The organism is Ruegeria sp. CDSC051, from assembly GCF_059610665.1.
The window spans coordinates 295,183-320,905 of record NZ_JBXWOC010000002.1 but is presented as its reverse complement, the minus strand read 5'-3'; the positions used below and the strand labels follow the sequence as shown (position 1 = coordinate 320,905).

The 25,723-nt window shown below is 53.8% G+C and carries 23 protein-coding genes; 13 read left to right on the top strand and 10 right to left on the bottom strand.

Features of this window, described 5'->3' with window-relative positions:
• Positions 1–2: 2 nt before the first annotated feature.
• The gene (locus tag AC2FH0_RS07085) at positions 3–1,403 is read right to left on the bottom strand and encodes a selenium-binding protein SBP56-related protein (protein WP_496788916.1); all 1,401 of its coding nucleotides are present in this window, start codon (positions 1,401–1,403) and stop codon (positions 3–5) included.
• 81 nt (positions 1,404–1,484) lie between these two features.
• A complete protein-coding gene (locus AC2FH0_RS07080; RefSeq protein ID WP_496788914.1) occupies positions 1,485–2,243 on the bottom strand; it encodes an IclR family transcriptional regulator in 759 nt (252 codons plus the stop codon).
• A gap of 33 nt (positions 2,244–2,276) precedes the next feature.
• Here AC2FH0_RS07080 and AC2FH0_RS07075 point away from each other — a divergent pair, with 33 nt between their 5' ends.
• Entirely contained in the window at positions 2,277–2,486 is a 210-nt protein-coding gene (locus tag AC2FH0_RS07075) for a hypothetical protein (protein WP_496788913.1), read from the top strand.
• Between the two features lie 485 nt (positions 2,487–2,971).
• On the top strand, positions 2,972–4,798 hold the full coding sequence (locus tag AC2FH0_RS07070; RefSeq protein ID WP_496788912.1) for a BCCT family transporter: 1,827 nt from the start codon (positions 2,972–2,974) through the stop codon (positions 4,796–4,798).
• A 69-nt stretch (positions 4,799–4,867) separates the two neighbouring features.
• Here AC2FH0_RS07070 and AC2FH0_RS07065 read toward each other — a convergent pair whose 3' ends face one another.
• On the bottom strand, positions 4,868–5,017 hold the full coding sequence (locus AC2FH0_RS07065; RefSeq protein WP_496788911.1) for a hypothetical protein: 150 nt from the start codon (positions 5,015–5,017) through the stop codon (positions 4,868–4,870).
• Between the two features lie 151 nt (positions 5,018–5,168).
• A complete protein-coding gene (locus tag AC2FH0_RS07060) occupies positions 5,169–5,930 on the bottom strand; it encodes a helix-turn-helix transcriptional regulator (protein WP_281972993.1) in 762 nt (253 codons plus the stop codon).
• A gap of 128 nt (positions 5,931–6,058) precedes the next feature.
• Here AC2FH0_RS07060 and AC2FH0_RS07055 point away from each other — a divergent pair, with 128 nt between their 5' ends.
• The 8 genes from AC2FH0_RS07055 to AC2FH0_RS07020 all read left to right on the top strand — a co-directional run bounded on the left by AC2FH0_RS07055 (position 6,059) and on the right by AC2FH0_RS07020 (position 16,583).
• On the top strand, positions 6,059–8,035 hold the full coding sequence (locus AC2FH0_RS07055; protein ID WP_496788909.1) for a CocE/NonD family hydrolase: 1,977 nt from the start codon (positions 6,059–6,061) through the stop codon (positions 8,033–8,035).
• Positions 8,036–8,056: 21 nt separating this feature from the next.
• Complete coding sequence (locus AC2FH0_RS07050; protein WP_282021720.1) at positions 8,057–9,622, top strand: ABC transporter substrate-binding protein; 1,566 nt, start codon at positions 8,057–8,059, stop codon at positions 9,620–9,622.
• Between the two features lie 86 nt (positions 9,623–9,708).
• The gene (locus AC2FH0_RS07045; RefSeq protein ID WP_271948705.1) at positions 9,709–10,647 is read left to right on the top strand and encodes an ABC transporter permease; all 939 of its coding nucleotides are present in this window, start codon (positions 9,709–9,711) and stop codon (positions 10,645–10,647) included.
• 12 nt (positions 10,648–10,659) lie between these two features.
• The gene (locus tag AC2FH0_RS07040; protein WP_496703015.1) at positions 10,660–11,517 is read left to right on the top strand and encodes an ABC transporter permease; all 858 of its coding nucleotides are present in this window, start codon (positions 10,660–10,662) and stop codon (positions 11,515–11,517) included.
• The gene (locus AC2FH0_RS07035) at positions 11,514–12,494 is read left to right on the top strand and encodes an ABC transporter ATP-binding protein (protein ID WP_496691388.1); all 981 of its coding nucleotides are present in this window, start codon (positions 11,514–11,516) and stop codon (positions 12,492–12,494) included. The genes AC2FH0_RS07040 and AC2FH0_RS07035 overlap by 4 nt, the downstream gene beginning before the upstream one ends.
• Positions 12,491–13,414 (top strand): oligopeptide/dipeptide ABC transporter ATP-binding protein, encoded by a 924-nt coding sequence (locus AC2FH0_RS07030; RefSeq protein ID WP_142636099.1) that lies wholly within the window; start codon positions 12,491–12,493, stop codon positions 13,412–13,414. The genes AC2FH0_RS07035 and AC2FH0_RS07030 overlap by 4 nt, the downstream gene beginning before the upstream one ends.
• A gap of 11 nt (positions 13,415–13,425) precedes the next feature.
• Positions 13,426–15,072 (top strand): amidohydrolase, encoded by a 1,647-nt coding sequence (locus tag AC2FH0_RS07025; protein ID WP_496788908.1) that lies wholly within the window; start codon positions 13,426–13,428, stop codon positions 15,070–15,072.
• Positions 15,069–16,583: a M81 family metallopeptidase gene (locus AC2FH0_RS07020; protein ID WP_496702069.1), complete on the top strand. Its 1,515-nt coding sequence runs from the start codon at positions 15,069–15,071 to the stop codon at positions 16,581–16,583. Before AC2FH0_RS07025 ends, AC2FH0_RS07020 begins: the two co-directional genes overlap by 4 nt.
• A gap of 151 nt (positions 16,584–16,734) precedes the next feature.
• Here the strand turns inward: AC2FH0_RS07020 and AC2FH0_RS07015 are convergent, their stop codons facing one another.
• From AC2FH0_RS07015 to rpoN, 3 genes are all read right to left on the bottom strand, one after another.
• Positions 16,735–17,622 carry an MBL fold metallo-hydrolase gene (locus AC2FH0_RS07015; RefSeq protein WP_496702067.1) on the bottom strand — a complete coding sequence of 296 codons (888 nt, stop codon included), beginning with the start codon at positions 17,620–17,622 and terminating at the stop codon, positions 16,735–16,737.
• 316 nt (positions 17,623–17,938) lie between these two features.
• Positions 17,939–18,412: a GNAT family N-acetyltransferase gene (locus tag AC2FH0_RS07010; RefSeq protein WP_496702095.1), complete on the bottom strand. Its 474-nt coding sequence runs from the start codon at positions 18,410–18,412 to the stop codon at positions 17,939–17,941.
• A 115-nt stretch (positions 18,413–18,527) separates the two neighbouring features.
• Positions 18,528–19,886 carry an RNA polymerase factor sigma-54 gene (gene rpoN, locus AC2FH0_RS07005; RefSeq protein WP_496709075.1) on the bottom strand — a complete coding sequence of 453 codons (1,359 nt, stop codon included), beginning with the start codon at positions 19,884–19,886 and terminating at the stop codon, positions 18,528–18,530.
• A gap of 125 nt (positions 19,887–20,011) precedes the next feature.
• Here rpoN and AC2FH0_RS07000 point away from each other — a divergent pair, with 125 nt between their 5' ends.
• On the top strand, positions 20,012–20,980 hold the full coding sequence (locus AC2FH0_RS07000; RefSeq protein ID WP_496705258.1) for a hypothetical protein: 969 nt from the start codon (positions 20,012–20,014) through the stop codon (positions 20,978–20,980).
• 2 nt (positions 20,981–20,982) lie between these two features.
• On the opposite strand, the gene AC2FH0_RS06995 is transcribed toward AC2FH0_RS07000, so the two are convergent.
• Genes AC2FH0_RS06995 through AC2FH0_RS06985 form a run of 3 tightly spaced genes read right to left on the bottom strand, consistent with a single transcriptional unit; the run spans position 20,983 to position 22,606 of the window.
• A complete protein-coding gene (locus AC2FH0_RS06995; protein ID WP_496697173.1) occupies positions 20,983–21,162 on the bottom strand; it encodes a hypothetical protein in 180 nt (59 codons plus the stop codon).
• Positions 21,163–21,194: 32 nt separating this feature from the next.
• Positions 21,195–22,325, bottom strand: a complete 1,131-nt coding sequence (locus AC2FH0_RS06990) for a WD40 repeat domain-containing protein (RefSeq protein ID WP_496788907.1) — start codon at positions 22,323–22,325, stop codon at positions 21,195–21,197.
• A complete protein-coding gene (locus AC2FH0_RS06985) occupies positions 22,325–22,606 on the bottom strand; it encodes a hypothetical protein (protein WP_496703025.1) in 282 nt (93 codons plus the stop codon). The genes AC2FH0_RS06990 and AC2FH0_RS06985 overlap by 1 nt, the downstream gene beginning before the upstream one ends.
• Positions 22,607–22,660: 54 nt before the next feature.
• Between AC2FH0_RS06985 and AC2FH0_RS06980 the strand changes: the two genes are divergently transcribed.
• Together AC2FH0_RS06980 and AC2FH0_RS06975 are read left to right on the top strand one after the other, a co-directional pair.
• Positions 22,661–22,936, top strand: a complete 276-nt coding sequence (locus AC2FH0_RS06980) for a hypothetical protein (RefSeq protein WP_496787420.1) — start codon at positions 22,661–22,663, stop codon at positions 22,934–22,936.
• 1,080 nt (positions 22,937–24,016) lie between these two features.
• Positions 24,017–25,681 (top strand): aromatic/alkene/methane monooxygenase hydroxylase/oxygenase subunit alpha, encoded by a 1,665-nt coding sequence (locus tag AC2FH0_RS06975; RefSeq protein WP_496697165.1) that lies wholly within the window; start codon positions 24,017–24,019, stop codon positions 25,679–25,681.
• The last annotated feature ends 42 nt before the right edge of the window (positions 25,682–25,723 follow it).

Here is a 25,723-nt window from a genome sequence, read left to right as displayed (position 1 = left end):
TCTTAGACGGACGGATAGCAGAAGCTGTCGGTCGAACAGTCACCGCCTTCCAGGCGAATTTGGTGACTGCGCAGACCTTTGGGGAAGTCGACATAAAAGTCATTGTTCAGAGTCAGCCCCCCGTTTTCGCCCACATCGGCCATCACCATTTGTCCGCCTTCGTCGTCGGGATAGAACTGGTTGTCCCAGGTGGAGTAAAGCGAGTTGGTCCAGTAGACGCGCTTGCCGTCGCGGCTGATTTCAACCATTTGCGGGCCATAGGCAAAATCCTTGCCGTTGGAGTGCTTGGTGTCGCGGGCGATGCCGCCCAGCTCGACTTTTCCGGTCAGCTTCGGGTTCATCGGGTCGCTGACATCGTATTGATGCATCTCGCCCAGCCCCCAGCACGCAACATAGAGGTATTTGTCGTCTAGGCTCAGGTCGATATCGGTGACCAGCGGCGGCACGGCCTCGAACCCTTGCAACAGTGGCGGCAGGTTCTCTGGCTTTTCGGGGCGCGGGTCGATGGTGATCGTTTTCTTGGACTGCCATTTGCCGTCGTCACCGCGCCACCATGTGAAAATTGCGCCTTGCAGGTTGGTGGTGTCCACCACGACACCACAGAAACCATAAGATTTTGTCGGGTCATGCGCAGGGCGAATTTCCAGTGCCATCTGGTAATTGTCGCCGAAATCCATCGTCTGGATATTCTTGCGCGCGCGCAAGTCCCAGAAGTGGATCGAATGGCCATACTTGTTCGACAACAGGTCCTCGGGCACCACGCCGTTTTCAAACTGCGGCGGCAAACCCCATTCGGAACTAACCATGTAGTCCTGCGGCAGGTTCCACCAGAAATCATAGTGCTTGTCCTGCTTGCCGCGATCCATCTCGTATTGCCCGATTATTTCGAACGTCTCGCAATCCATGATGAAGATGCCCGGAGGTCCGTCTGTACCGTCTTCGCCGCCACCTCCAAGGCAGGAAACATAGATCCCTTCGGGACCGCAGTGGATGGTGTGCGGGCGCGAATAACCGGTTTTTGCAAATAGTTCTTCGGGTTCGATCGTCTTGTGGATCTTGGCCTTCAACGGGTCTTTCACGTCGATGATGTAAATACGTGAGGATCGGATTCCAGGTACGATCAGATAACGTCGTTCCAGAAAGGCGTGTCCGGTCAGAGGAGACAGAGATGACGAACAGGCGTTCCAGCCGAAATGGTGAAATTCGTCGCCTTTGTTGGGGACAATGACCTGATGTACGATCTGGCCATAGGTGTCGGAGTCCGGTTTGAGGTCAATGACCGCGATGCCATCAGATTGCGATCCGTCCGGGCTGAGCATTACAGTGAAGGCGTAGTTTTCCACCGGTGCCTGCATGGCAAGCTTAGGCGAGGCGTGAAACGTTGGATCTGGTCTCAGGTTCATTTGGTTTCCTCCGGTTTGTTGAATTTTTCCTATTCTCAGTGTCATCCTTTTGGCCAAAAGGGCCGTTAGTTATTCGTTTCCTTATGTATCCGTTACGTTGCACAGCTGGATTGCGCCACTGACCTTCTTGGACAAGCCTTTCAGTTTTTCGCCGATCTCGATGCGGTATTCGGTGCGGAACCGGCGAATGGGGCCAACCGCACCAATACTGAACGTAGCTCCGATGTTGCCGATCGATACCGGTGCCGCAACGCTGGCAATTCCGATGTCGATTTCCTGATCACAATCGGCAAAGCCGCGTTCGCTAATTATCTCGAATTCGCGGCGTAGCTCATCTTCGGACGTCTTGGTGTGTTCAGTATACGTCTTCAGGCTCCCTGACATGATGCTTTCGCGAAATTCCGGTTCCGCAAAGGCGGCAATGGCTTTCGAGCACGAGCAGGCATGCATGGGACGTACGCCCAAGCCCGGATGAATGAAGGCACGAGCGGGATCATCGGGTGTTTCTACGTGGATGATTTCAACTTTGTTGTCGCGAAAGCGCGCAAGAAAAACCGTTTCATTAAAATTAGTCGCTGCGAGGCGCATGAGGGGGGCTGCACAGCGTCGGACATCGGCATCGGACTTTCCAAGCAAGGCAATCCTGATCATCCGTTCGCCAATGATGTATTTTCCGTCATCAGAGGGTTCGTCGAGGAGATTTTGTTCAACAAGTGACTGAATGAGCCGGTAACATGTGGGCTTGGGCAGATCGGTTGCACGTTGAACCTCCGCCACTGAAACAGGGCGTCCGACGACTGCGATGATTTCAAGTATCTGGATCAGACGTTCTAGGTGCATGTTAATGAAATTCTCACAACACGAGACTGTATATTGAATGATGAGAATCTTTCGCCCAAACGCAAGTATAATCTTTGGGAAATCTATATGCGGACAGTGGCGGCGGCTGCGATTGAGACCGAAAAATTCCTTGAGATCATTGAGGTTGAGCTAGACGGATCACAGGCTGGCGAAGCCCTGATAGAGATCTATGCGACAGGGACTGTAGCTGTTGCCAATCCGGCCGAGGCCGAAATTGACTGAACCGGTTTCGCGTCGGATAGGGCGGGATAGGCCCAACGCTATTCAAAGGTTACGACCTGTTGGCGCGGTTCAGATCATTAGTGTCGACCCTATGCATGCACCTAAGTAGATCCCTGCGGTTTTCGAATTCTGGCAAGGAAAGTTACCGACTTCATCTTTACTGAAGTTAATTAAAGCTAATTGAGTTTGACTGATATCGCCCTCTAGCTGCATTCTGCTCTGAATCGGAATTGCCGAATTTGGAGCCAGACGTGACCACTTCTGAACCTGATCGCGTCGTTTCAGTCGGCGAGCAATGCTCGGCTACCAGATGTGAACCGTCGGTAATCCTTGAATGTGCCGCTACCGGAGACGTAGCGCTAACCGCCACGCTGCATGAGAAGATCGGCACGTGTGTTCGAACCAAAGGCCCGTCGGGTTCATGGTACAAAGCCAACTAACCTGTGCGGAAAAATAATGAAAAAGTGACAACTGGGAGGAACCTTATGTCATTACCTGAACCATTTACGGATCTAGAGATAGAAACGGCGGATGCCGGTTTCTATGAGAATTACAGCGTACCGATCGCGCTGATCAGCAAGGGCATCATGGTTGCCCTTGTACTGTGGGCGCTTGTCTTCCCGGCCAATGCCAACAGCACCCTCGGTAGCTGGAATGGCAAGCTGCTGGAAATCTTCAACAGCTTCTACATTGTTATTGTCGGCCTGTTTGCCATCTTTCTGGTGATTGTGGCGATCCTGCCGTCGACAGGGAAGCGGGTCATGGGAACACCTGGCGAAAAGCCCGAGTTCTCGAACTTCTCGTGGTTCTCGATGATGTTTGGTGCCGGTCTGGGTGTCGGCCTGATGGTCTTTGCGACCGCTGAACCGCTGGGCCTGTGGGGATCAAACCCCGAGGTCGTGTCCGGTGCAGTTGCTGGCAACGATCCCGACTCCGTTCAGTCGGCCTATCGGTATACCTTCCTGCACTATGGCTTCCACGCCTGGGCAATCTATGTGGTGACTGGCCTGTCGCTGGCCTATTACGCCTATACCCGTGACATGCCTCTGACCATCCGTGCGGCTCTGACCCCGCTGTTCGGTCGTTTGATGAACGGATTCCTTGGCCATGTGGTCGACGTTCTGGGCGTTGTTGCAACGATCCTGGGTGTGTCCGTGACCATCGGTTTTGGCGTCAGCCAGTTCATCGACGGTCTCTATGCCATCACCGGCATGGAATGGATCATGGACTTTGGCGGAGATGTTCCGACGCCAAGCAAAGTTGGTCTGATTGCTGGTCTGGTCGTTATCATGGGCTTGTCCATCATTTCGGCGGTGTCGGGTGTTGGCCGGGGTGTTAAATACCTGTCGAACCTGAACCTTGTCCTGTCGATCATCCTGCTGGGCACGTTTGTGATCTTCGGGTCCTTTGTCTTTGCTATGACCACCTATGGTACAGCCCTGGTTGATTACCTTCTGAACTTCCTCTCGCTGAGCTTTGGTGCCTATGGCCCGCTGTCAGCCGAGGCCTTTGCGGCGGCTCTGCCTGCCGAAGCGCAGGCACATGCGGATGCCCTGATGGGTGGCGCAACCAACGCCTGGGGCAGCTTTGATGGCTTCAAGAGCGGTCTGGAGGGCGCAGCAGCTGAACTGGACGAGGCCACGCTGGCCGCGGCATATGCCGCTGGTGAGCAGGGCCGTCAATTCGGCTGGCAGGCCGGTTGGACCACGTTCTACTGGGCCTGGTGGATTGCGTTCTCGCCGTTTGTGGGCCTGTTCCTGGCGCGTATCTCCAAAGGTCGTTCGGTGCGTGAGTTCATTCTGGGCTGTGTCTTCGCACCGGCGCTGGTGTGCTTTGCCTGGATGACTGTACTGGGTGGCACCGCGATTGATCTTGAACTGGCCGGTGCCGCAGAAGGCGCGATCATTGGTGCCTCGAACACAAACAAGCTGTTCGTGACCCTGTCCTACATGATCGACGGAGGGCTGCTGTCCATGCTGAACGTCATGTGCGTGATCCTGATCATGACCTTCCTGGTGACCTCAGCTGACTCGGGCATTCTGGTGATGAACACCATCATGTCCGGCGGCAGCCAGGAGACCGGCATCAAGCACCGCATCATCTGGGGGGTGATCCTGACGGCTGTGATCGGCGCGCTGATCCTTGCTGCAGGGGAAAACAACCCGATGGATGCGTTGCGCAACGCGATGATCATCGGTGCATTGCCATTTACCATGGTGATGGCCCTGATGATGGTCTCGCTGACCAAAGCGCTTTACCGCGACGGACAGCGTGACAAGCATGCTGACGCAAGCACACAGGCTGCCGAGTAATCAACCTATAGCGTTACGAACCTTGCGCCGCCCCTTTGATCGGGGGCGGCGTTTTCGTGCAGCGGTGGGTTAAGTTCTGACCAGTGTTTCGTGCCAGACGTCAGACAGGCAGCATGTTTGCAGAAGCAGCACAAATGCTACTGCGCGCACATGGTATGCCAGATCGGTGGTGATGCCTGGGCCATAGTCCGCCTCTTCGCTGCAATCAGAGACGAACATTACCCGTTGCACGAGCTAGACTTGCGGCATTGTCAGTGCTGTCTCGAAGAACTGGTACGAATTGATCTCGTACAGTTTGGACGAAAAATTGCTATCGGAATTGGGTTAGGCACCTAAAGAACGGTGCTGCCGCTTATGTCAATCCGGCGATTCAAACCTCGGTCAGGTGCTTTCTGACAGTTGGATCAATCCTATTACTTTGAATTGGGTAAATGCCACAAGCTGCGATCGCCTCGCGCGCAGTTACGCGTTCGTGCAGACGTTTCCAGATTGTTTTGGCAGCGTATGGATGGGGGTATGGGCGCCAAGCAACGCCCATGGTCATCCCTCGCAAATACTTCAGTTGCTGGCGATGCGCCGAGTACAAGATTGTATTGGAAACGCTGCCTTCGCGCGCGAGCTCGTGTTCGGTCACGAATATCCTGTTCCCGCGCATAGTTACAAAGCCAGCGTAGCGCGAAATCTGATGCATGCTCTTGTCTGGAGACGTGGCAATTTCACGGGACCGGATCGTGATTAGCCCTTCAACTTCCTGAATGCGGATCAATGAACAGAAGATTTTTCCTTCCCAAGATGGCGTGCAGAAATAGGAATGATAAAAACCTATGTAGCGCCTCAGGTTCTTCTGTTGCCCCCGGAAGGGTTCCAAAAACGCATCTGTGGGCGTTTTCCCAACTTGTGGCAGGACGCCTCTTAGCATTCGTTCGAAGCTTGCAGTTTCCTCGAAAAGCTGTGCTTCGGTCAGGTCGAAATGACGTGCAATGCGGCGCATGTTATGGGCAGAGGGCAGGCTGGAGCCATTCAAATAGCGATTGAATTGCTGTCTATTGACGCCGATTTCGCGGCAAATCTGCGAAATGTTTCCATGCTCTGCGCACAACGATCGTAAGTTGGCAGAAAAATACTCGGACACAAGAAAAACCTTTCGCGTTTTGACGCTATATCACTGCAAACTGCGTCAACTCGCATAAGATTGCACAATTTGATTTATCTGCAAATCGGTTTCTTCTTCAGCATCAGATCGTAACAGACAAGCTTCAGATGCCAATCGAAACAATCGAAAACACATGGATCACACTCGCCGATGGGCGACGGCTTGCGGCGCGCCTCTGGTTGCCCGAGACAGGCCCCACACCGGCCATTCTGGAATATCTGCCATATCGCAAACGTGACGGCACCGCGCCCAGAGATGAAACAACACACACGGTTTTTGCAAAGGCGGGCTATGCCTGTATTCGGGTCGACATAGCTGGCACCGGGGACAGCGAAGGGCAATTCGACGACGAATACTCGGAACAGGAACTGCATGATGGTGAGGAAGTCATAGCCTGGATTGCCGCGCAGGATTGGTGTGACGGCAATGTCGGGATGATTGGGATATCTTGGGGCGGGTTTAATGGTCTGCAGCTGGCCTTCAGGCAACCACCTGCACTGAAAGCCATCGTCAGTGTCGCTTCGACTGTGGATCGATATGCCGATGACATCCATTTCATGGGTGGGTGCCTGCTGAGTGACAACATGAATTGGGGCAGTCAGATGTTTGCCTATCTGACGCGCCCAGCTGATCCAGAGCTTCGAGCAGATTGGCGACAGGACTGGCTTGCCCGACTGCAAAACGTCCCATTCTCTTCTGCAGATTGGCTGCGACATCAGACGCGCGACCCATATTGGAAGCACGGCTCAGTTTGCGAGGATTGGACCGCGATCCAAACCCCTGTCTTGGCGATTACAGGCTGGGCAGATGCTTATGTCAATGCGCCTCCGGCTTTGGCAGCCAACCTGACGGCGCCAACCAAAGCTATCATTGGGCCGTGGGAACACCGCTATCCGCACATCTCAAAGCTCGATCCCGCAGATTTTCATTCCGAAGTCGTCGGGTGGTTTGACCGCTGGCTGAAGGGACAACAAAACGGCGCCGAGGATTTGCCTGCCTATCGGACTTACATGCAGGAACACTTCAATCCGACTGCGCAAAACGGTCCTCGGAAAGGTCGTTGGATTGCAGAGACGGCATGGCCGTCACCTCATGTCTCAGAACGGGTCTGGCATCTGGTTCCTGGTGGGTTTTCGCGGGACCCGGTGGTTGGTACGGTCGTTGTCACGTCGCCCAACCATGTTGGTGGGGAAGGCGGATATTTCTGTGCGGGCATGCGTATCGACAATGAACTTGCAGGGGATCAGGCCGGTGATGATGCCTTATCGGTCTGTTTTGACAGCTCGCCGCTGCAAGCACCGCTCGAGCTGCTGGGTCGGGCAAAGCTAAAGTTCCAGTTTTCAGTGGATCAGCCTGTTGCCCAGCTTGTCGCGCGGCTGTGTGATGTTTCACCCGAAGGTGTGTCACAGCGGATCAGCTATCGTCCGTTGAACCTGTGTCACTACCACAGTCATGAGACGCCGCAGGTCCTGCAGCCAGGTGAGATCTACGAGGCTGAAATCACGCTGAACGAATGTGCGCACCATTTGCGCGAGGGCCACGTTTTGCGACTGGCGTTGTCGACGTCTTATTGGCCGATTGTCTGGCCAGCACCTCAATCGGCCAAGGTAACTTTACACTTGCTGGATTGTACTCTTCATCTGCCGGTGCGCGAAGTTGCGCATGAAATTCAAGCCTCTGAACCCGGCCCGGCGCAGGCGTATCCGGTTCTGGCAGCTGAGCAGTTGCGTTTACCTTCAGCGCAATCAGAACGCACGGTGACGGAAAGCGGTTGCGTGGTTCTGGAGACGTTTGATGACTATGGTAAAACGCGCGATCCCTACCACGATCTGATTGTTGGTAGCGACGTACGCATGCTTTACCGCATTCACCCCGATGATCCGAAAACCGCGTATTTCGAGATCGCTTGGAGTTTTTCGTTCGAGCGCGAAGAATGGCAGGTCGCCATCACGACCGAGTGCCGCATGAGCTGTGACACCGAGAATTTCTATCTCTACCGCAAACTACGCGCCACCGAAGGCGCAAATGAAATCGAAGTCCTAACAAGGGAATGGTCCGAAACCGTTCCACGCGGACTTCTCTGACTTAATCTAAGGGAGGATACTATGAAGATCGAATGGACAAAGGCCAATGTTGGTCGCCGGAGGTTTCTGAAAGGTGCAACTGCGCTAGGGGCCGCTACAGCGCTTCCGATGGGGTGGGCGAACCGCGCGTTTGCAGCAGATGACGGTGTTCTGCGGGTGCGGGCTTATGGTGATGCACAGAACATGGATCCAGCACATTCCGTTGGTGTCGTTGAAGAAGAAGTGCATGCCTCCATCTACAACAAGCTGATCCAATACAAGCCGGGCGAGGAATGGGGTTGGCAAATGGATGCGGCAACTATGATCGAGCAGGTTGACCCGACCCATATCAAGTTCGCATTGCGTGACGATATTGGATTCACCAACGGATTTGGCGCGATGACTGCTGAAGACGTCAAATTCAGCATGGAACGGATCGTGGACGACACGACCGACAGTCCGAATAAGCCCGACCTAGGGCCATTCAGCCATGTTGAAGTGACAGGAGACCGTGAAGGGACAATCGTTCTGAACAGCCCGTTTGCCCCGATCTGGTCGATTGCCCTGCCGTATATTACTGGAAACATCGTCTCGAAGGCAGCGGTCGAAGCCGCCGGTGGCCGGATCGGTGCTGATCCGGTTGCGGAATCCGGCCCGTATCTGCGAGACAGTTGGTCGCCCAAAGAAAAGACCGTTCTAAAGCGCAACCCTGACTGGAAAGGGGATGCCCCCGCTTGGGATACCGTCGAGATCTATCCGATCGATGATGAAAACACGGCCGAGATTGCGTTCGAGGCAGGCGAGTTGGACGTAACTCGCGTGTCGCTGGGCTCGGTTGAGCGGTATCGCGCCGGGGTTCCCAATGGTGGGTCGCTGGTTGAGAAACCCTCGCTTTACTATGTCTGGATGGGAATGAACGTCGAGCATCCAAAGCTGCAAAATCAAAAACTGCGGCAGGCAATTCAGCACGCAGTGGATGTTCCGAGCATCCTGGAGGCAGCATATTTTGGAGCTGCTGAACCGGCTACCGGCATCATCGCACCGGGCCTTGCTGGCCATCGGCCATCTTCGCTTGTACCACCTGAGGCGAACTTCGAGAAAGCCGCGCAGTTGCTCGCGGAATCCGGTGAAACCAATGTCACGCTAACCCTCGATACGTTGAACAAGACGACCTTTACAACAACTGCACAGATTATTCAGGCGACGCTGGCGCAGATCGGAATCACGGTTGAGGTTAACGTTCTGGAATCTGGGGCATTCTGGGCGTCCGGTGACAATGAGAACCTACAGCTTGTTCTGAACCGTTTCTCGATGACGCCTGATCCGTATTATGCGACGTCGTGGTTCACACCAGAACAGATCGGGAAATGGAACTGGGAACGGTTTAACAGCCCGGAATTTAACGAAATCCATGAATCTGCGGCTGCTGAAACGGACATCGCAAAGCGAGCTGAAATGTATCAGCGTGCGCAGGATCTGATGGAAGAAAGCGGTGCTTATCGCTTTATCACTCACGAGGCGACACCGGTTATTCACAGCGCACGCGTCATTCCAGCGCTGCGGCCAGATGGCCTGTCCCTGCTTCGCTATTTTGGCAAGGCGACCTGATCTCCCCAGGTCGACCGGGTGCGGCGGGTGCGTAACGCTCGCCGTACCAACACCAACGCCATCAAGCCAAAAGGAGCCAGTTGGCCATGCTGAAATTCGCAACCCGTCGCTTCGGGCTGTCGCTGCTTATCCTGTTCGTGGCGGTCACCGTCATGTTCCTGATGATCCGCGCCGTGCCAGGCGATCCGGTCCAAATCATGCTCGGTCCACGCGCCACGCCCGAGCTTCAGGCCCAACTCACAGTAGCGTTGGGGCTGGATCAGCCAATCTGGAAACAGCTTTTGATTTTTTACGGAAACCTCTTGCAGGGTGACTTGGGAACCGATGTCTTTTCGGGTCGTTCCGTGACTGACATCGTGTTCCAGCAACTACCATTCACATTGGAACTGATTTTCGCGTCGATCCTGTGGTCAGCTACGCTGGGCATCGCACTCGGCGCCTATGCGGCTGCGCATCCCAATACGTTGATCGACCGGGTTGCCGCCGCGATATCTGTCAGTTTTGTGGCCGCTCCGGCCTTTGTTGTCGCGCTCCTGGCTCTTTTGGTTTTTGCAGTGCATCTACAGTGGTTTCCCGCGATCGGTGCCGGGGAAGGCTTCCTTGACCGTCTTGACCATTTGGTCCTGCCCGCCTTTGCCATCGGGCTCAGTTGGGTTGGCTATATTGCCCGGTTGGTACGCGCGTCGATGCTGGAGGTTATGGGTGAAAGCCATGTCCGCACGGCCCGAGCCTTTGGTATCGCCGAACGTCGCGTGGTCATGGTGTACGCGCTGCGGATCGCCATTTTGCCCGTGGTTACCGTAATCGGTGTTGGGATGGGTTTTCTTCTCAGCTCGGCGGTTTTCGCTGAAATCGTCTTTGCCCGACCTGGTTTGGGCAAACTGGTCATCGACAGCATTACGACCCGAAACTACCCGATTGTGATGGGCTCTGTCCTAGTATCAACAGCTTTGTTCGTGGTGTCGACCGCATTGGCCGATCTGATCAATGCGCTGCTTGATCCACGCGCGCGCACGGCTCATTGAGGAGGCAGGCACATGGAAAAATCTCGTTCCGAAATGGGCCAGATCATAGTCGGCGTTGCGCGCGACCCGCTTGGTCTCATGGGCTTAATCATCGTCGGTATCATCGTTTTCTGCGCAATCTTTGCGTATTGGATCGTACCCTATGATCCGATTGCGATGGATATCAAATCCCGCTTGCAGGGACCGTCCACAGCACACCTGCTGGGCACAGATCAGTTAGGGCGCGATACGTTTTCGCGGGTCATCGCGGGGGGCCAAGTTGCGCTCAAGGTGGCATTGCCCGCCGTGTTCGGAGCAATGGCGATTGGCCTGACACTGGGCATGATTGCAGGGTATGGGCCGAAATGGCTCGATAATCTTCTAATGCTGTTCTTCGATACCATCCGGTCCTTTCCGACAGTGATGTTCGCGCTGGCCGTTGTGGCCCTGATCGGGCCCAGTCTGCAGACGGTCGTGTTTGTCGTCATGGCGACCTCGATCCCAACATATGGGCGTGTGGCGCGGACCCAAACGCTGACACTCCGCAACTCTGAGTTCATCCTGGCTGAACGTTCAATGGGGGCCAGCATGGCGCGCATTCTAGGCGTTCATATGCTGCCCAACATCATTGGCGTTCTGGCTGTGTTGGCGGCAATGGATATCCCTACAGTCATCGCGCTTGAGGCCGGCCTGTCCTTCCTGGGTCTGGGCGTCAAGCCTCCGACCCCGAGCTGGGGTTCTTTGCTTAAGGATGGCTATTCCCTGATCCGCCAAACTCCTTGGTTGGTTGTTGGCGGAGGCCTGCCGATCATTCTGGCAACGCTTGGCTTCACGTTTCTGGGTGAAAGCCTGCGCGATGTAGTTGACCCGAAACTGAGGAAACAGCGATGACCGAGACACTTCTGGAAATCGACCAGCTTTGCGTCGATTACGAAACAGGCCGTGGCGACCTCAGGGCATTGAGGGACATCACATTCAACGTCAACAAAGGCGAAATCGTTGGCATCGTGGGTGAGTCCGGTTGTGGTAAATCCACATTGATTTCATCCATTCTGCGTTTGACCGCGCCCAATACCCGGTTCCGTGAAGGAGAAATTAGGTTCAAGGGGAAGGATTTGCTGCAAGCTTCTGATCGGCACATGCGGGACCTGCGCGGGGCGGATATATCCATCGTCTTTCAGGATCCGATGCAAACGCACAACCCGGTTCTGACTATCGGTCAGCAGATGCTGGATATTCAGCACCGATCCAGACAGTCCAAGGCTGACAAGTTGGCGCACGCGGCCAAATTGTTGGGCGCTGTTGGCATTCCTGACCCTGAGGCGCGTCTGGCGCAATATCCGCATGAATTCTCTGGCGGGATGCGTCAACGGATCGCCATCGCGATGGCGTTGATGTCCGAACCTGATCTTTTGATTGCGGATGAGCCGACAACTGCACTGGATGCGACACTGGAGGTGCAGATTATTGAGCGCCTGCAAGAGCTGCAGCGCGAGTTTCACTGTGCCATCCTGTTCATCTCGCACCATTTGGGCGTGATCGCAGAACTCTGCGACAGGGTTGTTGTGATGTATGCTGGCGCAGTTGTTGAAAGCGGGGACGTGCGGGAGATTTTCCACAATCCTAAACACCCTTACACACGCCGACTGATCGAATGCGACCCCGGTCACATCAAAGAGCGTGCCCGTGTATTGCCAACCATTCCCGGTGAAGTGCCCGACTTGGCCAACCTGCCTGGGGGCTGCATTTTCAGGGATCGTTGTGATCAGGCCATGGCGCGCTGCGCCACCGAAGTGCCGCCACTGGATCAATTGAAAGAAGGCCATCACGCTGCGTGCTGGCTGAACCATCAGGAGGTCGCATCATGAGCTTGCTGAACGTTGTGGACCTCAATACCAGCTATGGCCCGGTCAATGTACTGGCGGGTGTCAGCTTTACCGTAGAACCCGGAGAGACTTACGCGCTGGTTGGTGAAAGTGGGTCTGGTAAAACCACGGTCATTCGCGCCATTGCCGGGTTAGCACCTGCGCAAGATGGCTCGGTCACCTTCGAAGGTCAGGAAATTCGGGGCGCACCCGAAAGTGTCATGCGCCCGTTGCGCAAAGACATGGCGATGATGTTTCAAGACCCGGTTGGAAGCCTGTCGCCGCGTCTGACCATCCGCAGTCTGATTACCGAGCCTTACCGCATTCAGGGCATGAAAGACCGTGACATGGACGCCGAAGCCAAGCGCCTGTTGGAAATGGTCAACTTGCCCACGCATTTCGCGGACCGCTATCCTTATCAGCTATCTGGTGGCCAAGCTCGGCGTGTGGGTGTGGCACGTGCACTGGCACTGGAACCCAAATTGATCCTTGCGGATGAGCCCACTGCAGGTCTCGATGTGTCGGTTCAGGGCGAGCTGCTGAACCTGCTCAACGACCTGCGCGAAAGGCTGGGGCTTGCGATGGTGATTATCACGCATAACCTTAGCGTCGTACGCCATGTGGCTGACAGAATGGGCATCATGTATTTGGGCCGATTGGTTGAAGAAGGTACAACCGAGGCCATCTTTAACGAGCCGCGCCATCCCTATACCCGCTGCCTGCTGAGTGCCAACCCAGAGCCGGACCCGGATGCGCGGTTGGAACGGATCGCTCTTAAAGGTGAGCCCCCCAGTTTGCTCAAACGCCCGTCCGGTTGTGAGTTCCGCGAGCGTTGTCCCTTTGCCAAGGATATCTGCACCCAGACTCCGGAATGGGAAGTAAATGGCGGCCACGGGCTGCGTTGTCTGGCCCCGCTGTCGTAGTAGGAAACCCAATGCCAAGCACACTATATTTTAACGGCACAATCCTGACTATGGATGCACAGAACTCCTCTCCAGAGGCTGTTCTGACCGAGGGCAAAAGAATTCAGGCCGTCGGTGCTGAAGCAGATCTGCGCGCACGCATGCCGGCTGACTCACATGAGTATAACCTACAAGGTCGTACACTGATGCCGGCGTTTATCGACCCGCACGGGCATTTCCCGGATCCAGGGTTCATACGGCTGTTCCGTGTCGACTTATCTTCGCCTCCTTTAGGGGACTGCAAACACATGGCGCAGGCGTTGACTAGGATTCGGGAAAAGGCTGGCGAGACGCCCGAGGGTGAGTGGGTCATGGGCGTGTTGTTTGATAATACTGCCATTCGCGAAGGCCGCATGCCCACGCGGGCTGAGCTGGACGATGTATCACAGCGTCATCCAATCTGGGTTATTCATGCGTCGGGGCACTGTGGCGTAGCCAATTCTGTTGCCCTTCAGAGGCGCGGGTTAACCTGTCAAACACCGGATCCAGAAGGCGGCCGCTTTGGCCGTGATCCTGAGACCGGAGCCCTGACGGGATTGATCGAAGGATTATCGGCCATGGGCGAGATGGGCGATACTGATTTTCTGATCGACCGCGAAAGGTTCTGGCAAGGCTTTGAGGCCTGTCGTGACGAATACCTATCCTATGGTGTGACCTATGCCCAAAACGCCTGGGCGTCGCAAACCATGTTGGAACACTTTGCCAGCCAGCCCGCGGATCTGGATCCGGGAATAGACATTGAGCTCTTACCCGTCGGAAGTCTGGAACCCGAATTGTCCGAGCATTGGATCGGTACGAACTGGCCCGGCAACCCGCATTTCACACTGGGTCCGCGCAAATTGTTCACGGACGGGGCTTTTCAGTTGCAGACCGCGTTTTTGTCTACCCCGTATTTCAAGCCGTCCGATCCCTGTCACCCTTGTGGGATGGTTTACACCTCACAAGAACAGTTAGATGCCGACGTCAGAAAACTCCATGGCAAGGGCTTCCAAATGCATTGCCACTGCAATGGTGATGCCGGTGCCGAGATGTTCATAGATGCGGTGGAAAAGGCGCTTATTGCGCATCCTCGCCAAGATCATCGCCACACCATTATCCACGGTCAGGCTCTGCGGGATGATCAGTTGGAGCGTATGGCCCAGCTTGGACTTACCGTCAGTTTCTTTCCGGCTCATATACATTTTTGGGGTGATCGCCACTACGATACATTCTTGGGGCCGCAGCGCTCCGAGCGGATATCCCCTGCGGCGTCTGCCGAGCGGTTTGGCTTGCGATATACAATCCACAATGATGCCTCGGTCACGCCGACGCGTCCGATCCATCTGGCCCACTGTGCGGTAAATCGAAAATCCGTTTCTGGTCGCGTGCTCGGTGAAGATCAGAAGATCAGCGTTCTGTCAGCCTTACGCGCTCAGACCATCGACGCTGCTTGGCAAGTCTTCAAGGACGAGCAGCGCGGTTCTGTCGAACCGGGCAAAGTTGCTGACTTTGTTGTCCTTTCGCGTAATCCACTGCACGATCCGGACCGCCTGACAGATACGCGGGTGCTTGAAACGATCCGCTATGGCCAAAGTGTTTTTGCTGCGCCCCATGCCGAACAAGAAATCGAGCACACATGATGGCGACCAAGCGTATTGCGATCGCGGGTTTTCAGCATGAAACTAATTGCTTTGGTGTGACGCAGGCCGGTCTGCACGAGTTTGAGATGGCCGATTCCTGGCCCAGCATGTTGCACGGTGCGCAGGTGATATCGGAAACGTTTGGCATGAACCTACCTATCGCCGGTTTTGCGAAGGCTGCAGCGGCAGCAGGATTTGAAGTCGCACCAACCCTGTGGTGTTCTGCCGAACCGTCCGCACATGTAACCGATCACGCATTCGAAACAATTTGCGAGATGTTGTTGGATCGCATCCGGGATGTGGGCGACATTGATGGCGTTTATCTCGATCTCCACGGGGCAATGGTCACCGAAAGCTTCGCTGACGGTGAGGGAGAGCTTCTGCGTCGTGTACGTGAAGTTGTGGGCTTCGAATTGCCAGTGGTCGCAAGTTTGGACCTTCACGCCAACATCTCGGCTGAGATGGTCGACAATGCAGACTATTTGTCTGTTTTCAGAACCTATCCCCACTTGGATATGGCGGAAACCGGCGCAAGATGCGTTCCTGTCCTGCAGCGGTTGCTAGCGGGCGAAACGCTCTACAAGGCTTTCCAACCGGTGCCTTACCTCATCCCTCTGCATGCGCAACATACGGGCTCCAAGCCATTCAGCGAGATCTATCAGTTGCCCGAAAGATTTGAGAAGCAGGAAATTCTGGCAGAAATTGCCCTCGGCTTCACTGCGGCGGACTTCTCAGACACAGGCCCATCATGTCTTGCCTACGCGGCCACAGCCCAGAAAGCTGCTGCTGCCGCGGAAGAAGTCGTGCATTTGTTCGTATCTCGCGAAGCCGATCTTGATTGTTCGATGTTGTCTCTAGAGGAAACCGTTTCGATATGTCGCGAGAGGCGGCGAAAACCCATTGTTGTCGCAGATGTCCAGGACAACGCTGGTGCGGGCGGGACATCAGATACTACAGGCTTGCTGGCAGCACTGATTGAGGGCGGGACAAAGAGTGTCTTAATGGGTCTGTTCCATGACCCTGAAAGTGCAAAACAAGCCCATAAGGCCGGAGAAGGTGCACGGATAAAACTTGCGGTCGGTGCAAAGTCCAACTTGGCTGGGCACGTTCCAGTCAAAGCAGAGTTTGAAGTTCTGGCTTTGGGTGATGGCCTTTGTCGCTATACCGGAAAAATGTATGGCGGTGGGGTAGCTACGCTGGGCGAGACAGCTGCCCTACGTTTGATTGGGCATGAGGCAAGTATTGACCTTGTTGTCACAAGTATACGGAACCAATGTCTTGATCGCGCGCATTTTACTCATATCGGATTAGACCCAACGAACTACGCGGTTATCTGTGTAAAAAGCACCGTACATTTCCGAGCGGATTTCGAACCTATTGCAGGAAATATCTGTTCCGTTTCTTCGCCAGGTGCCTTTCTCTGCAACCTGAAAGAAATCCCCTACACTTGTATCACCAGAAGGCTGGCGAACACTCGCTGCGGTACCGTTGCCTCAACTGGCACTGGCTAGTGAATTCCGTTGATCTAGCGGGTCCATTATCATCTGTGAAGCGCGCCTATTGCGGGCTGTGTGGGGTTTTGAGCGAGGCAGCTTACTGCCTCGCATTGTGCCCTTATTCTTGACGGCCAAATTCTAGGAGGTGAATTCGGCCAAGAGAATTTCAGTTCTCTGCCAGCAGACAATAGATGATCATCGTCATCCGCTCGGTTGGAATGTGAAACCAGGCGAACTTCTCAAAGACGGATAACGGATTTTGCGCCAGGACTTCATCCATGGACATGCCCTGATCGACGAGGGGTTTCATCGTGTCCTTGATCGCAAGCATCAAATCGACCGAAGCCTGCATGTCGAACTTGTTACCCGCCGGACCGTGCCCTGCAATGATAACAGTGTCGTCGTTGGCCAAATCGATGATCTGTCTTTGAGCTGAAATAAACCCGTCGATGCTACCGCCATTCTCAAGATCGACGAACGGATAGATCTTGTTAAAGAACAGATCAGCAGCATGAATGACATTAGCTTCGACAAAATGGACGATTGTGTCGCTGACGGTGTGCGCATTAGCAAAGTGCATCAGTTCAATTGTCTGCCCATTCAGGTGGAACGTCATCCTGTCATTGAATGTGATGACCGGCAATCCGGCCTTGTCGAACTGATCATCTTCCAACAGCGCGCGGCGTGTTTCGTCATGGGCTAGAATAGTTGCGCCCCTTGCCGCGTAATTCGCATTACAGCCGACGTGATCGCCATGAAGGTGCGTACTGATAAGGAAATCTATCGGTCCGCCAGCCAGCTTCTCGGTTGTGGATACAGTGACATCGGCGGCTTTTTGCAAACCGTTGTCGATCAGGACAGAACCTTCATCACCAACCAAAAGCCCGAGCGTCCCGCCGGGGTTCCCACTGCCGACTTCCAACATAAAAATCCCGTTCCCGAGATCAACCGGATCCCACGCATCTTCGCCCGTCGGGGCACCGGCCTTATCCCATACGCCTCCGTCAGCATGTCCGTGTAAGAATGATCTGTCTGACGAGCCTGCTTTTGTCATTTCAGTTGTTTCCTTTTCAAATTCTATCCTGCTGTGATCGTAGGGGCGTGATCAATAGACCGTTCAGGAAGATACCTGAACGCCCCTTGGCGCTCCGCTTGTTTTGGGCGCGCGCTGCTGGTGATTAATGAACACGCTATTTTCACAAGGTCACCACAGTGCACATATGTAAGGACGTCCTCAGCTATTGGTTTCCTCGGCAAGGCTTTTCCCTACTGAGCTTCCAGAGTATCTCAACGCTATCAAAGTAATCCGTAGAGGTTGAGTATCAATAGCTGGCAATGTAAATTAGCAAGCGAAATTTGTGTTGGGATTCCTAAATTTCAGGGAACCGTTTCAGTGTGTGTCGCCACATCGGAACAGAGTGTTCGTGAGCAAACGAAAATCGTCTTAACGGCAGGTTATCTCGCTGGAACCCGATTTGCCCCAGCACTGCCGAAGCCGCGAAATTGTCTATCATGCAGCATGCAGTAATCGTGTTACAATGAGATGGAAGCCTCTCGATAAAAGTCGAGATAGCCCAATTTCCCAAGCCGCGACGGTGAAGGCGAGGTTCCAGCCAGAATGATAATTCGAGGCCATTGCTGACGGTTCCGACCAGTCGGTCACCCAAACAGATTGCGGCAGATTCCACTTCTGGGTCCAGGAGGAACTCAAGGTACTTCCGGGACGTTTCCCAATCGACATTCAATGGCAATGCCCCCAGCCAGCGGACCAGGTCGTGGTTTTGAAGGGCCCCGTGCACGGCCCCTAGGTCATCGAGCGAGACAGGGCGTAAGCTACGCAGCATAACCGGCTCTACGAACTCGTTTGGTGTTCGGTTCATGGTTGTTTCGTTTCAGGCGTCGCCTGTTTCTCAGTTGACTGAATAATAGCGGGTTTCACTGGGGGTTACCTTGGGACATTCAGGTTCCCAGGTTCTGTTTCTCGCCAAATCCCCGCTGACCTAAGGTTCTTCCCTTTCTTGCGGTTATCGACAGCATTTCTATTTCGGCGTTTTTTCGTCTGACGCTGGGTGCGCTAAGTCCAAGTGATTGCCGGTACTTGGTAATTGTTCGCCTAGACAGAGCGAAACCAGATTTATTCACATGAACTGCGATGTCTCCATCACTGAGAGGAGCGAATTTGTCTTCGGACGCAATTAAACGCCTGATTTGATGCAACGCCACATGTTTGGTCTCGGACAGGGCACCCTGGGCAATTGGTGCACAAAAAAGCGATTTGGCCAAAATATTACCCAATGGGCATTGAATCGTCAGACCTGACACGACCCGACTTATCGTCGCTTCGCTGAAGCCAGTGTCTTCGGCAACATCACTCATGCGCATTGGGCGCAACGAATAGAATCCGCGTGCAAGAAACCTGCGTTGACGCATACATATCGCTGTAATTACTGCCATCGCAGTTGCGTTTCTGACCTCCAATGCTGAACGCAATGACTTGGCTTGTCGTATCATTGAAACGTGGTGATTTTGCAGTGCGGCTTTGGCAGGCTCGCTCGAGTTCAGCGCCTGCGATAGTCGAACAGTCGGAAAGCTTGACGAATTCAACGCTATCAACAGGTCGGAACCAACGATCTCTACTGTGGCGTCACTTTCCCGTGCCAGTGTTTCATCAATTTCGAAGTTAGCCCCTGGTTTTGGATTCATTTTGCGTATGTCATCCAGACATCGTGCAATATCTGCCAGATCCACCCCGAGTTTTCGTGCCAAACCTGGCAGATCGCAATCCATCAGTGCGTCGAGATTGTCGATCAGTTTCGACATAGCTCCGCTTAGAATTCCGCGGTCACTCGCCTGTAGGCGCAGGCATTCCTTGAGGTCGCGGGCAAACAGTCCAGCCGGTTCGACTGTTTGCAGCTTTGACAGGACTTCGGCGCAGATTTTGGGGCAATAGCCATAGGCAGCTGCGACGTCATCCACCGAAGCCCCAAGCCATCCGCTGGGTTCGATCTCGGCCAGGAATGCCAAAGCAATGCTGATATCGCTTTTTTTGTCGAAAATCAGTGGCAGTTGTTCAGCAATATTTTGGTAAAGGCTGGTCTTGGTGTCGGCAACAGTGTCGGACATGTCAGTCATGGGTGCAACTAACCCGCCTGATTGCTCTCCAAGGTCCTCAGAACCAGCTTCGAGAAACGGGTTTTCTTCTGTGACTTGCGCCAAATGGTTCAGTAGTTCGAACTTATGCATCCGCATCAACTTGATCGCTTGCGCCATCGAGTGGTTCAAAAGCCCGGTCTGACGTTGCGAATGTCGGAAACTCATAACCATTGGATTACCCCTCAGACCTCAAATGCCAAAGATCGGTCGAAATTACGTATCGTTTGGCGCGGATGCTTTGCATTGATGGTTTGTCGCGTCAGAGATCGTTGATAGACTGACGCAACCCAATGAGAGACAAATTCGACATGCAATCTGACACGTCTCATGTTTTCCCAGGCTCTTTTGAACGCAGCTACCCCGGTGTTTCCCCTCAACTTCTTGCGCGGACCCGGCAAATGTGGTCGGCAAAAGGTCTCGACCTGGATGACGTTTGGCGAAAGACGATTGTCCGATTTCGCGGCTTTAGCTTTCTTGAAGATTGGGACATTGGTACCGACAGCCATGCAGTCGATACGTTCTTTATGTTTGATCAGGCTGCCATCTGGGTTGCGTCTCTGCACTCTGCATCGGTTGAGGCAGTCAATTTGCCGGACAGTGGGCTTACAACAGATCAGTGGGAGGCGCTTCGCGCATTGACGTTTCGAATGATCGAACAGTTGGATGCGATCCGGTTGCTTTTCCAACATGATTTGCCGACGCCGTCTATGCAGATTGCACGATCTATTTCTGAAGATGTGGATATGGCGCTGGCATTTGTATCCAGACCGAAGCTGGCCAAACGATTTGTCGAGTGCACGACCATCGAAGAAGCTCAAGACTTTTGGCGGCGTCATATTGCAGGCGGTCGCGCGTTCAAAGCAGTAAGCGAACGACTTTACCGCGCAGGCCTGGAATTTGATCAGGATGGGACGTATGCCGCTTGGCGCCAACAGGTTAAGGCCATCCTGGGCACTGCTGTTCATACCTCTTTCTCTGGTTCCGGAAAACGTGGATCCAAACCATACGCAGGCCAGTTCGACGAAACCGGGGATTGCCTCTATTTCGTCACTCTGCGCTTGCAAGAGATGTGTGCGTATTCTCATGTTCTAAACGGTGATTTCGGGCAGGATCTGGCTGCGGTTCGCAATGCTGAAGGGCCAGATGCACATGATGGCATCGGGCGCATGACGCCGCTGATTTCCGAAGTAACCGTTGATCAGATGAGGCGGATGCTTGCGGTTGACGCGGCTGGCGTGTTGGCAGTTCTGCACAGTTAGTTCTAGTGCACGATATCTTCTTGCGGGCCCAACTGGTTCTTAGCGATCCATTGCGCCGCCATTACCAAAGCGCCCATGGCAAAGTCTTTGCCATGTTCTTCGATCATCGCTTCTGAAATTTTCGATAGTTGAGCGAAGTATTTATCTTTACTTTGCTCTTCCGGGGACAAGGTCTTGGACATTTTCTATCTCCTGATGGCTTGGGTGGAGTGGTTTATTTGAACATCTGAGAAGGGAAGGTCGCCAGTGCAGCCTTTCCAGATGCAAAACCGATTGCCAGATGCTCTCCGGTCTTTGACCAGGCCAGGCTGGTCACTTCGGTTCCGCGTTCTTGATGCAACATCATGTCTTGTGGAGTTCCGACGCTGGCTAAAGTCACCAAACCACTGGCATATCCTGTTGCGACAACGTCCCGCTTGGGATGTGCGGCAATCGCGTTCAGTACGACAAAGCCGGGTTTGCCAGTAGCGATTGGTGTGCCTGCCTCGTCATTCTGCGGCAGGTCATCTGCGTCCCAGCCAACAAGACGGAACGCACCTGATGTCACGAGCGCATTGGCCGATTTGCTGAACGCGACATTGCGAACCGGTGCAGGGTATCCTTCGACCTGCTGGACCGATCCCGCACTGCGGTCGATAAGATAAAAGCTGTTGTCAGCTGAGGCACAACACAGATGGTTTGCTGTATGACGCCATTTGATTTCCGTAATCTCGCTTGCGATGTCATATGTGACAGGGGCCGTATCGGGGGTGCCCAGATCAAACAGGGTCAGTTTGCCATCACCCCAGCTAGCAAGAGCGCGGCCATCGTCGGAATATGACAGGCAAACAACAGGATGACTTGTTGTGAGTGTGACTACGGACGTCAATTCTGATGTTGAGATGACCTCAATCAGCGTGTCTGCAGCAATGGCGATTTGATCGCCATTCTTAGTGCCTGCGGCACCTGTTACGTTCCGATCTTGCAGCTTGAGCCTGTCAACAACCTGTCCCCCCGCCGTGATCTGCCGTAGAACCCCGTCGCCACAGGTTGCCGCGAAGCCCTGCGCTCCAAAACGAACGATGGATAGGTCAGTACGGACAGAGATGTCCGGGGTCTTAACCGGCGCTATCGGGTTTTCGCGCGGACGGATGGTTGTCCGACCGGTTTCCAAATCCATTCGGGTTCGAATTTTTGGACTTTCCAGATCTTCGACAGCAGCCAACGCCAATTTTCCAGATGTCAGTTTGAAGGCTGCACAACTGTCTTCTTTATTGAAGAGAACCTGATCTATTGCATCATCCAATGCCCAGTCTCGGCCCAGAAGGTCAAACAAAGAAAGCCCTGCGGCACTATTTTCGACCATTATCCGTCCTCCAGATTGCGGGCGTTTTCAATTTGTTCATCGATCTTCGCAACATCGCGTTCCAAAGCGTCGATATGTTCCTGTGAAGCGGTCAATTCGTTCGAAGATTTGTCAATTGCATCGAGCGTCTGCGCACAGTCCGGGTCTTTCATCAGTAAGATGTCGTAGCCGGCGATTTGTTGTAAAATGCGCAGGTGCTCTACATTGGCTTGCGACAGACCGTTGATTAGTTCCATGCGCTTGAGAAACAAATCCGAGACTGCTGAGGATTGACCGGCCATTCAAACCTCCTTTAGAAATTCGAGCTGTTGCTTGGAACAGATGAGAGACTTCTCGTGAAACAGAAAGACGCAACCGATCGGTTCTTTCAGGGCCTGCACAAAATCAGTCTGGATTTGTGCGGCAATGACAGCTTGCTGACACATGCGGCTGAAAAGGCGGCTTCCGAGCCAAGCCCGATAAACCTCGTAGCCGCGCAAGAGGCGCTGGCACAAACTTCGGGTGATCTTCGTGAACAAATACTGCGGGAACTCCACGCGCTCTTGAGCAGCGATATCGAAGCGATTTGGGACCAGATGCCCTACGCTGTGAAAACCGAACGACCGAACTGACATTTGAGACACTGCCACGCGGCGACCTGGGGCGAGTTTGATTGTGCCTTGGTCGCTCATTTGATCCCCCGAAAAGATACGATTAAACACTGTCCTTACTCGACTGTGCTGCCTCTAAACGCTTCGCCCGATTGCGGCTGACCTGACTGAAGACGTGCGATGTTTGCAGTGCTCAAATTATCATCAGTTGTCTGGTCTACAAAGAATGTTCAGCGCAAAATATGCCTCGAAAAAGCATCTTTTTTCACAACCTTGGCGCGATTAGTTAAACATGTTTACAGAGTGTAACGCGGATTAGTTTCATTGTTTTACAAAGGGAAAAATCAACGTCCTGCTGTCGTTGGGTATGCTTGTTTGACCAAGGTGGTGATTCGCGATCGGTTTTGCGCATTGGGTTACCAAGCGCTCGGGTAGTGGGCTTACGTATTTGCGCTCCTGTAGATGCACTCTGAAAGTGGCGCGTGGTCCGGAACAGGTTCAACGCAGCACAGAGTGTGTCGTCAATTCGAGCAAAGAAGCCTCTGAAGTCGGAATATAAGCGCAGAAAAAATACATGTTACCGTGCGTGCGGCCTAATCGTAACGCTAAGTGTAAACAGCGGTGTGAACGTAAAGTTTGTAAAGCAACGTGACAGTTTTAACAGGATTCTGGAACTGTCAAAACACGATCTCTTCACAGCATGTGTGAACGAAGTAGAATTTTTAGAAATAAAATAAACATATAAAACAATAGTTTAGATAAACCACGCTACTTTTCCAAGCCAAAATATCACCCAAATCCAAAATCTGGCATGCCCCTTGCATGTAATTAGGCATAACGCCGCGTTCCCGTTCAAACGGGGACCATCAAGAACGAAGGACCAGGGAGGGTTCGGCCAAAGAAGTGAGTGCCCGCCGATGATTTCGGCAGGAACTGACGCGTAGCGCCGAGCATACATTCCGAAACCTTTGCCGTGATCCGAACGACTGGATCAACTGACCGTGCCTTTTGGCTCTGTTCAGTGATCGGGTCGAAGAAACGGCAGCATGCGCTGTCTCCAACCGACCGAGAAATTGGTCAGCAACAAAGGAGTCTCATGGCATGGCGATTACGCTAAATAAAATTACCTCTCAGAGAGGAATCTCGGTAGGGGAGGCCACCAAGAAGATTTCGGACCTGGGTTGGAATCCAACCTATGTTCAGGAAGCGAATACTTTCCCCACAGACTATAAGATCACCAAAGCGCCGCGCGACCCGATGAAGCAGGTTTTGCGCTCTTACTTCCCGATGGAAGAAGAGAAAGACAACCGGGTATACGGTGCGCTCGACGCTGCGCTGCGTGGTGACATGTTCCGCAACGTTGAACCGCGCTGGATCGAATGGATGAAGCTGTTCCTGGCGATCATTCCGTTCCCGGAAATTTCGGCTGCGCGTTCGATGGCCATGGTGGCTCGTCTGGCGCCGGGTGAAGACCTGCGCACGGGTTTCACCATGCAGATGGTTGATGAATTCCGTCACTCCACAATTCAGATGAACCTGAAAAAGTGGTACATGGAAAACTACATCGATCCGGCTGGTTTCGACATCACCGAAGAAGCCTTTGGTAAGTGTTATGCTACCACCATTGGCCGTCAGTTCGGCGAAGGGTTCATCACCGGCGACACAATGACCGCCGCATGCATGTATCTGACCGTTGTTGCTGAAACCGCGTTCACGAACACTCTCTTTGTGGCAATGCCTTCAGAGGCCGCCCGTAATGGCGATTATGCTTTGCCGACTGTGTTCCTGTCGGTTCAGTCTGACGAAAGCCGTCACATCGGTAACGGTCACTCGCTTCTGATGGCGGCCCTGAAAGAGCCAGAGAACCATCTGCTTTTGGAACGCGACCTGCGGTACTCCTTCTGGCAGAACCACGCCATCGTTGATGCGGCGATCGGTACGTTCATCGAATATGGCACCACCAACCGCGACAAGGAAAAGGAATCCTATGCGGAGATGTGGCATCGCTGGATCTTTGAAGACTACTACCGGACCTACATGCTGCCGCTCGAGAAATACGGCGTAAAAGTACATCACGACGATGTGCAGGAAGCCTGGAAGCGGATCACCGAGAAGAACTATGTGCACAAAGTTGCTCAGTTCTTCGCAGTTGGTTGGCCGGTGAACTTCTGGCGGATTGAAGCTCAGACCGAGAAAGATTTTGAGTGGTTTGAGCACAAGTATCCGGGTTGGTATGCCGAGTTTGGCGACTTCTGGAAATGGTATGCCAAGTTGAGCGTTCCGGGCCAGAAAGTCATCACCTTCAACGAAGAAGTTGGCTATGTTTATCCGCATCGCTGCTGGTCGTGCCTGGTGCCGTGCCTGATCCGCGAAGACATGGTTGTCGACGAAATCGACGGTCAGCTGCACACCTTTGCACATGAGCTTGATCGCTGGACCGCTGTTGAAGCGTTCGCAGACGAATACCAGGGTCGGCCAACGCCGGCGATGGGCAAGTTCTCGGGCAAACGTGAGTGGGAAACCGTTTACGACGGTTGGGATCTGGCGGATGCCATCAAAGACCTCAACTTCGTTCGTGAAGACGGTAAGACACTGGTGCCGCAGCCGCATCTGCGCTTTGACAACAAGGATATGTGGACGCTGGACGATGTTCGCGGTCATACCCTTGGCTCGCCGCTTAATGCACTGCGTGGCATGTCGGACGGTGAGCGTGAAGCACATCTGGCCGAGTACCGTGCTGGTTTCACCATCACACCCTTCAACTAAAGCAATCTTTTGCAAGGGCCTTGATTGGCCCTTGCATACAGG

Coding starts and splice junctions, on each gene's coding strand:
- AC2FH0_RS07085 (WP_496788916.1), bottom strand. CDS start 1,403: ATGAACCTGAGACCAGATCCAACGTTTCACGCCTCGCCTAAGCTTGCC.
- AC2FH0_RS07080 (WP_496788914.1), bottom strand. CDS start 2,243: ATGCACCTAGAACGTCTGATCCAGATACTTGAAATCATCGCAGTCGTC.
- AC2FH0_RS07070 (WP_496788912.1), top strand. CDS start 2,972: ATGTCATTACCTGAACCATTTACGGATCTAGAGATAGAAACGGCGGAT.
- AC2FH0_RS07065 (WP_496788911.1), bottom strand. CDS start 5,017: ATGTTCGTCTCTGATTGCAGCGAAGAGGCGGACTATGGCCCAGGCATC.
- AC2FH0_RS07055 (WP_496788909.1), top strand. CDS start 6,059: ATGCCAATCGAAACAATCGAAAACACATGGATCACACTCGCCGATGGG.
- AC2FH0_RS07050 (WP_282021720.1), top strand. CDS start 8,057: ATGAAGATCGAATGGACAAAGGCCAATGTTGGTCGCCGGAGGTTTCTG.
- AC2FH0_RS07045 (WP_271948705.1), top strand. CDS start 9,709: ATGCTGAAATTCGCAACCCGTCGCTTCGGGCTGTCGCTGCTTATCCTG.
- AC2FH0_RS07040 (WP_496703015.1), top strand. CDS start 10,660: ATGGAAAAATCTCGTTCCGAAATGGGCCAGATCATAGTCGGCGTTGCG.
- AC2FH0_RS07035 (WP_496691388.1), top strand. CDS start 11,514: ATGACCGAGACACTTCTGGAAATCGACCAGCTTTGCGTCGATTACGAA.
- AC2FH0_RS07030 (WP_142636099.1), top strand. CDS start 12,491: ATGAGCTTGCTGAACGTTGTGGACCTCAATACCAGCTATGGCCCGGTC.
- AC2FH0_RS07025 (WP_496788908.1), top strand. CDS start 13,426: ATGCCAAGCACACTATATTTTAACGGCACAATCCTGACTATGGATGCA.
- AC2FH0_RS07020 (WP_496702069.1), top strand. CDS start 15,069: ATGATGGCGACCAAGCGTATTGCGATCGCGGGTTTTCAGCATGAAACT.
- AC2FH0_RS07015 (WP_496702067.1), bottom strand. CDS start 17,622: ATGACAAAAGCAGGCTCGTCAGACAGATCATTCTTACACGGACATGCT.
- AC2FH0_RS07010 (WP_496702095.1), bottom strand. CDS start 18,412: ATGCTGCGTAGCTTACGCCCTGTCTCGCTCGATGACCTAGGGGCCGTG.
- rpoN (WP_496709075.1), bottom strand. CDS start 19,886: ATGAGTTTCCGACATTCGCAACGTCAGACCGGGCTTTTGAACCACTCG.
- AC2FH0_RS07000 (WP_496705258.1), top strand. CDS start 20,012: ATGAGAGACAAATTCGACATGCAATCTGACACGTCTCATGTTTTCCCA.
- AC2FH0_RS06995 (WP_496697173.1), bottom strand. CDS start 21,162: ATGTCCAAGACCTTGTCCCCGGAAGAGCAAAGTAAAGATAAATACTTC.
- AC2FH0_RS06990 (WP_496788907.1), bottom strand. CDS start 22,325: ATGGTCGAAAATAGTGCCGCAGGGCTTTCTTTGTTTGACCTTCTGGGC.
- AC2FH0_RS06985 (WP_496703025.1), bottom strand. CDS start 22,606: ATGGCCGGTCAATCCTCAGCAGTCTCGGATTTGTTTCTCAAGCGCATG.
- AC2FH0_RS06975 (WP_496697165.1), top strand. CDS start 24,017: ATGGCGATTACGCTAAATAAAATTACCTCTCAGAGAGGAATCTCGGTA.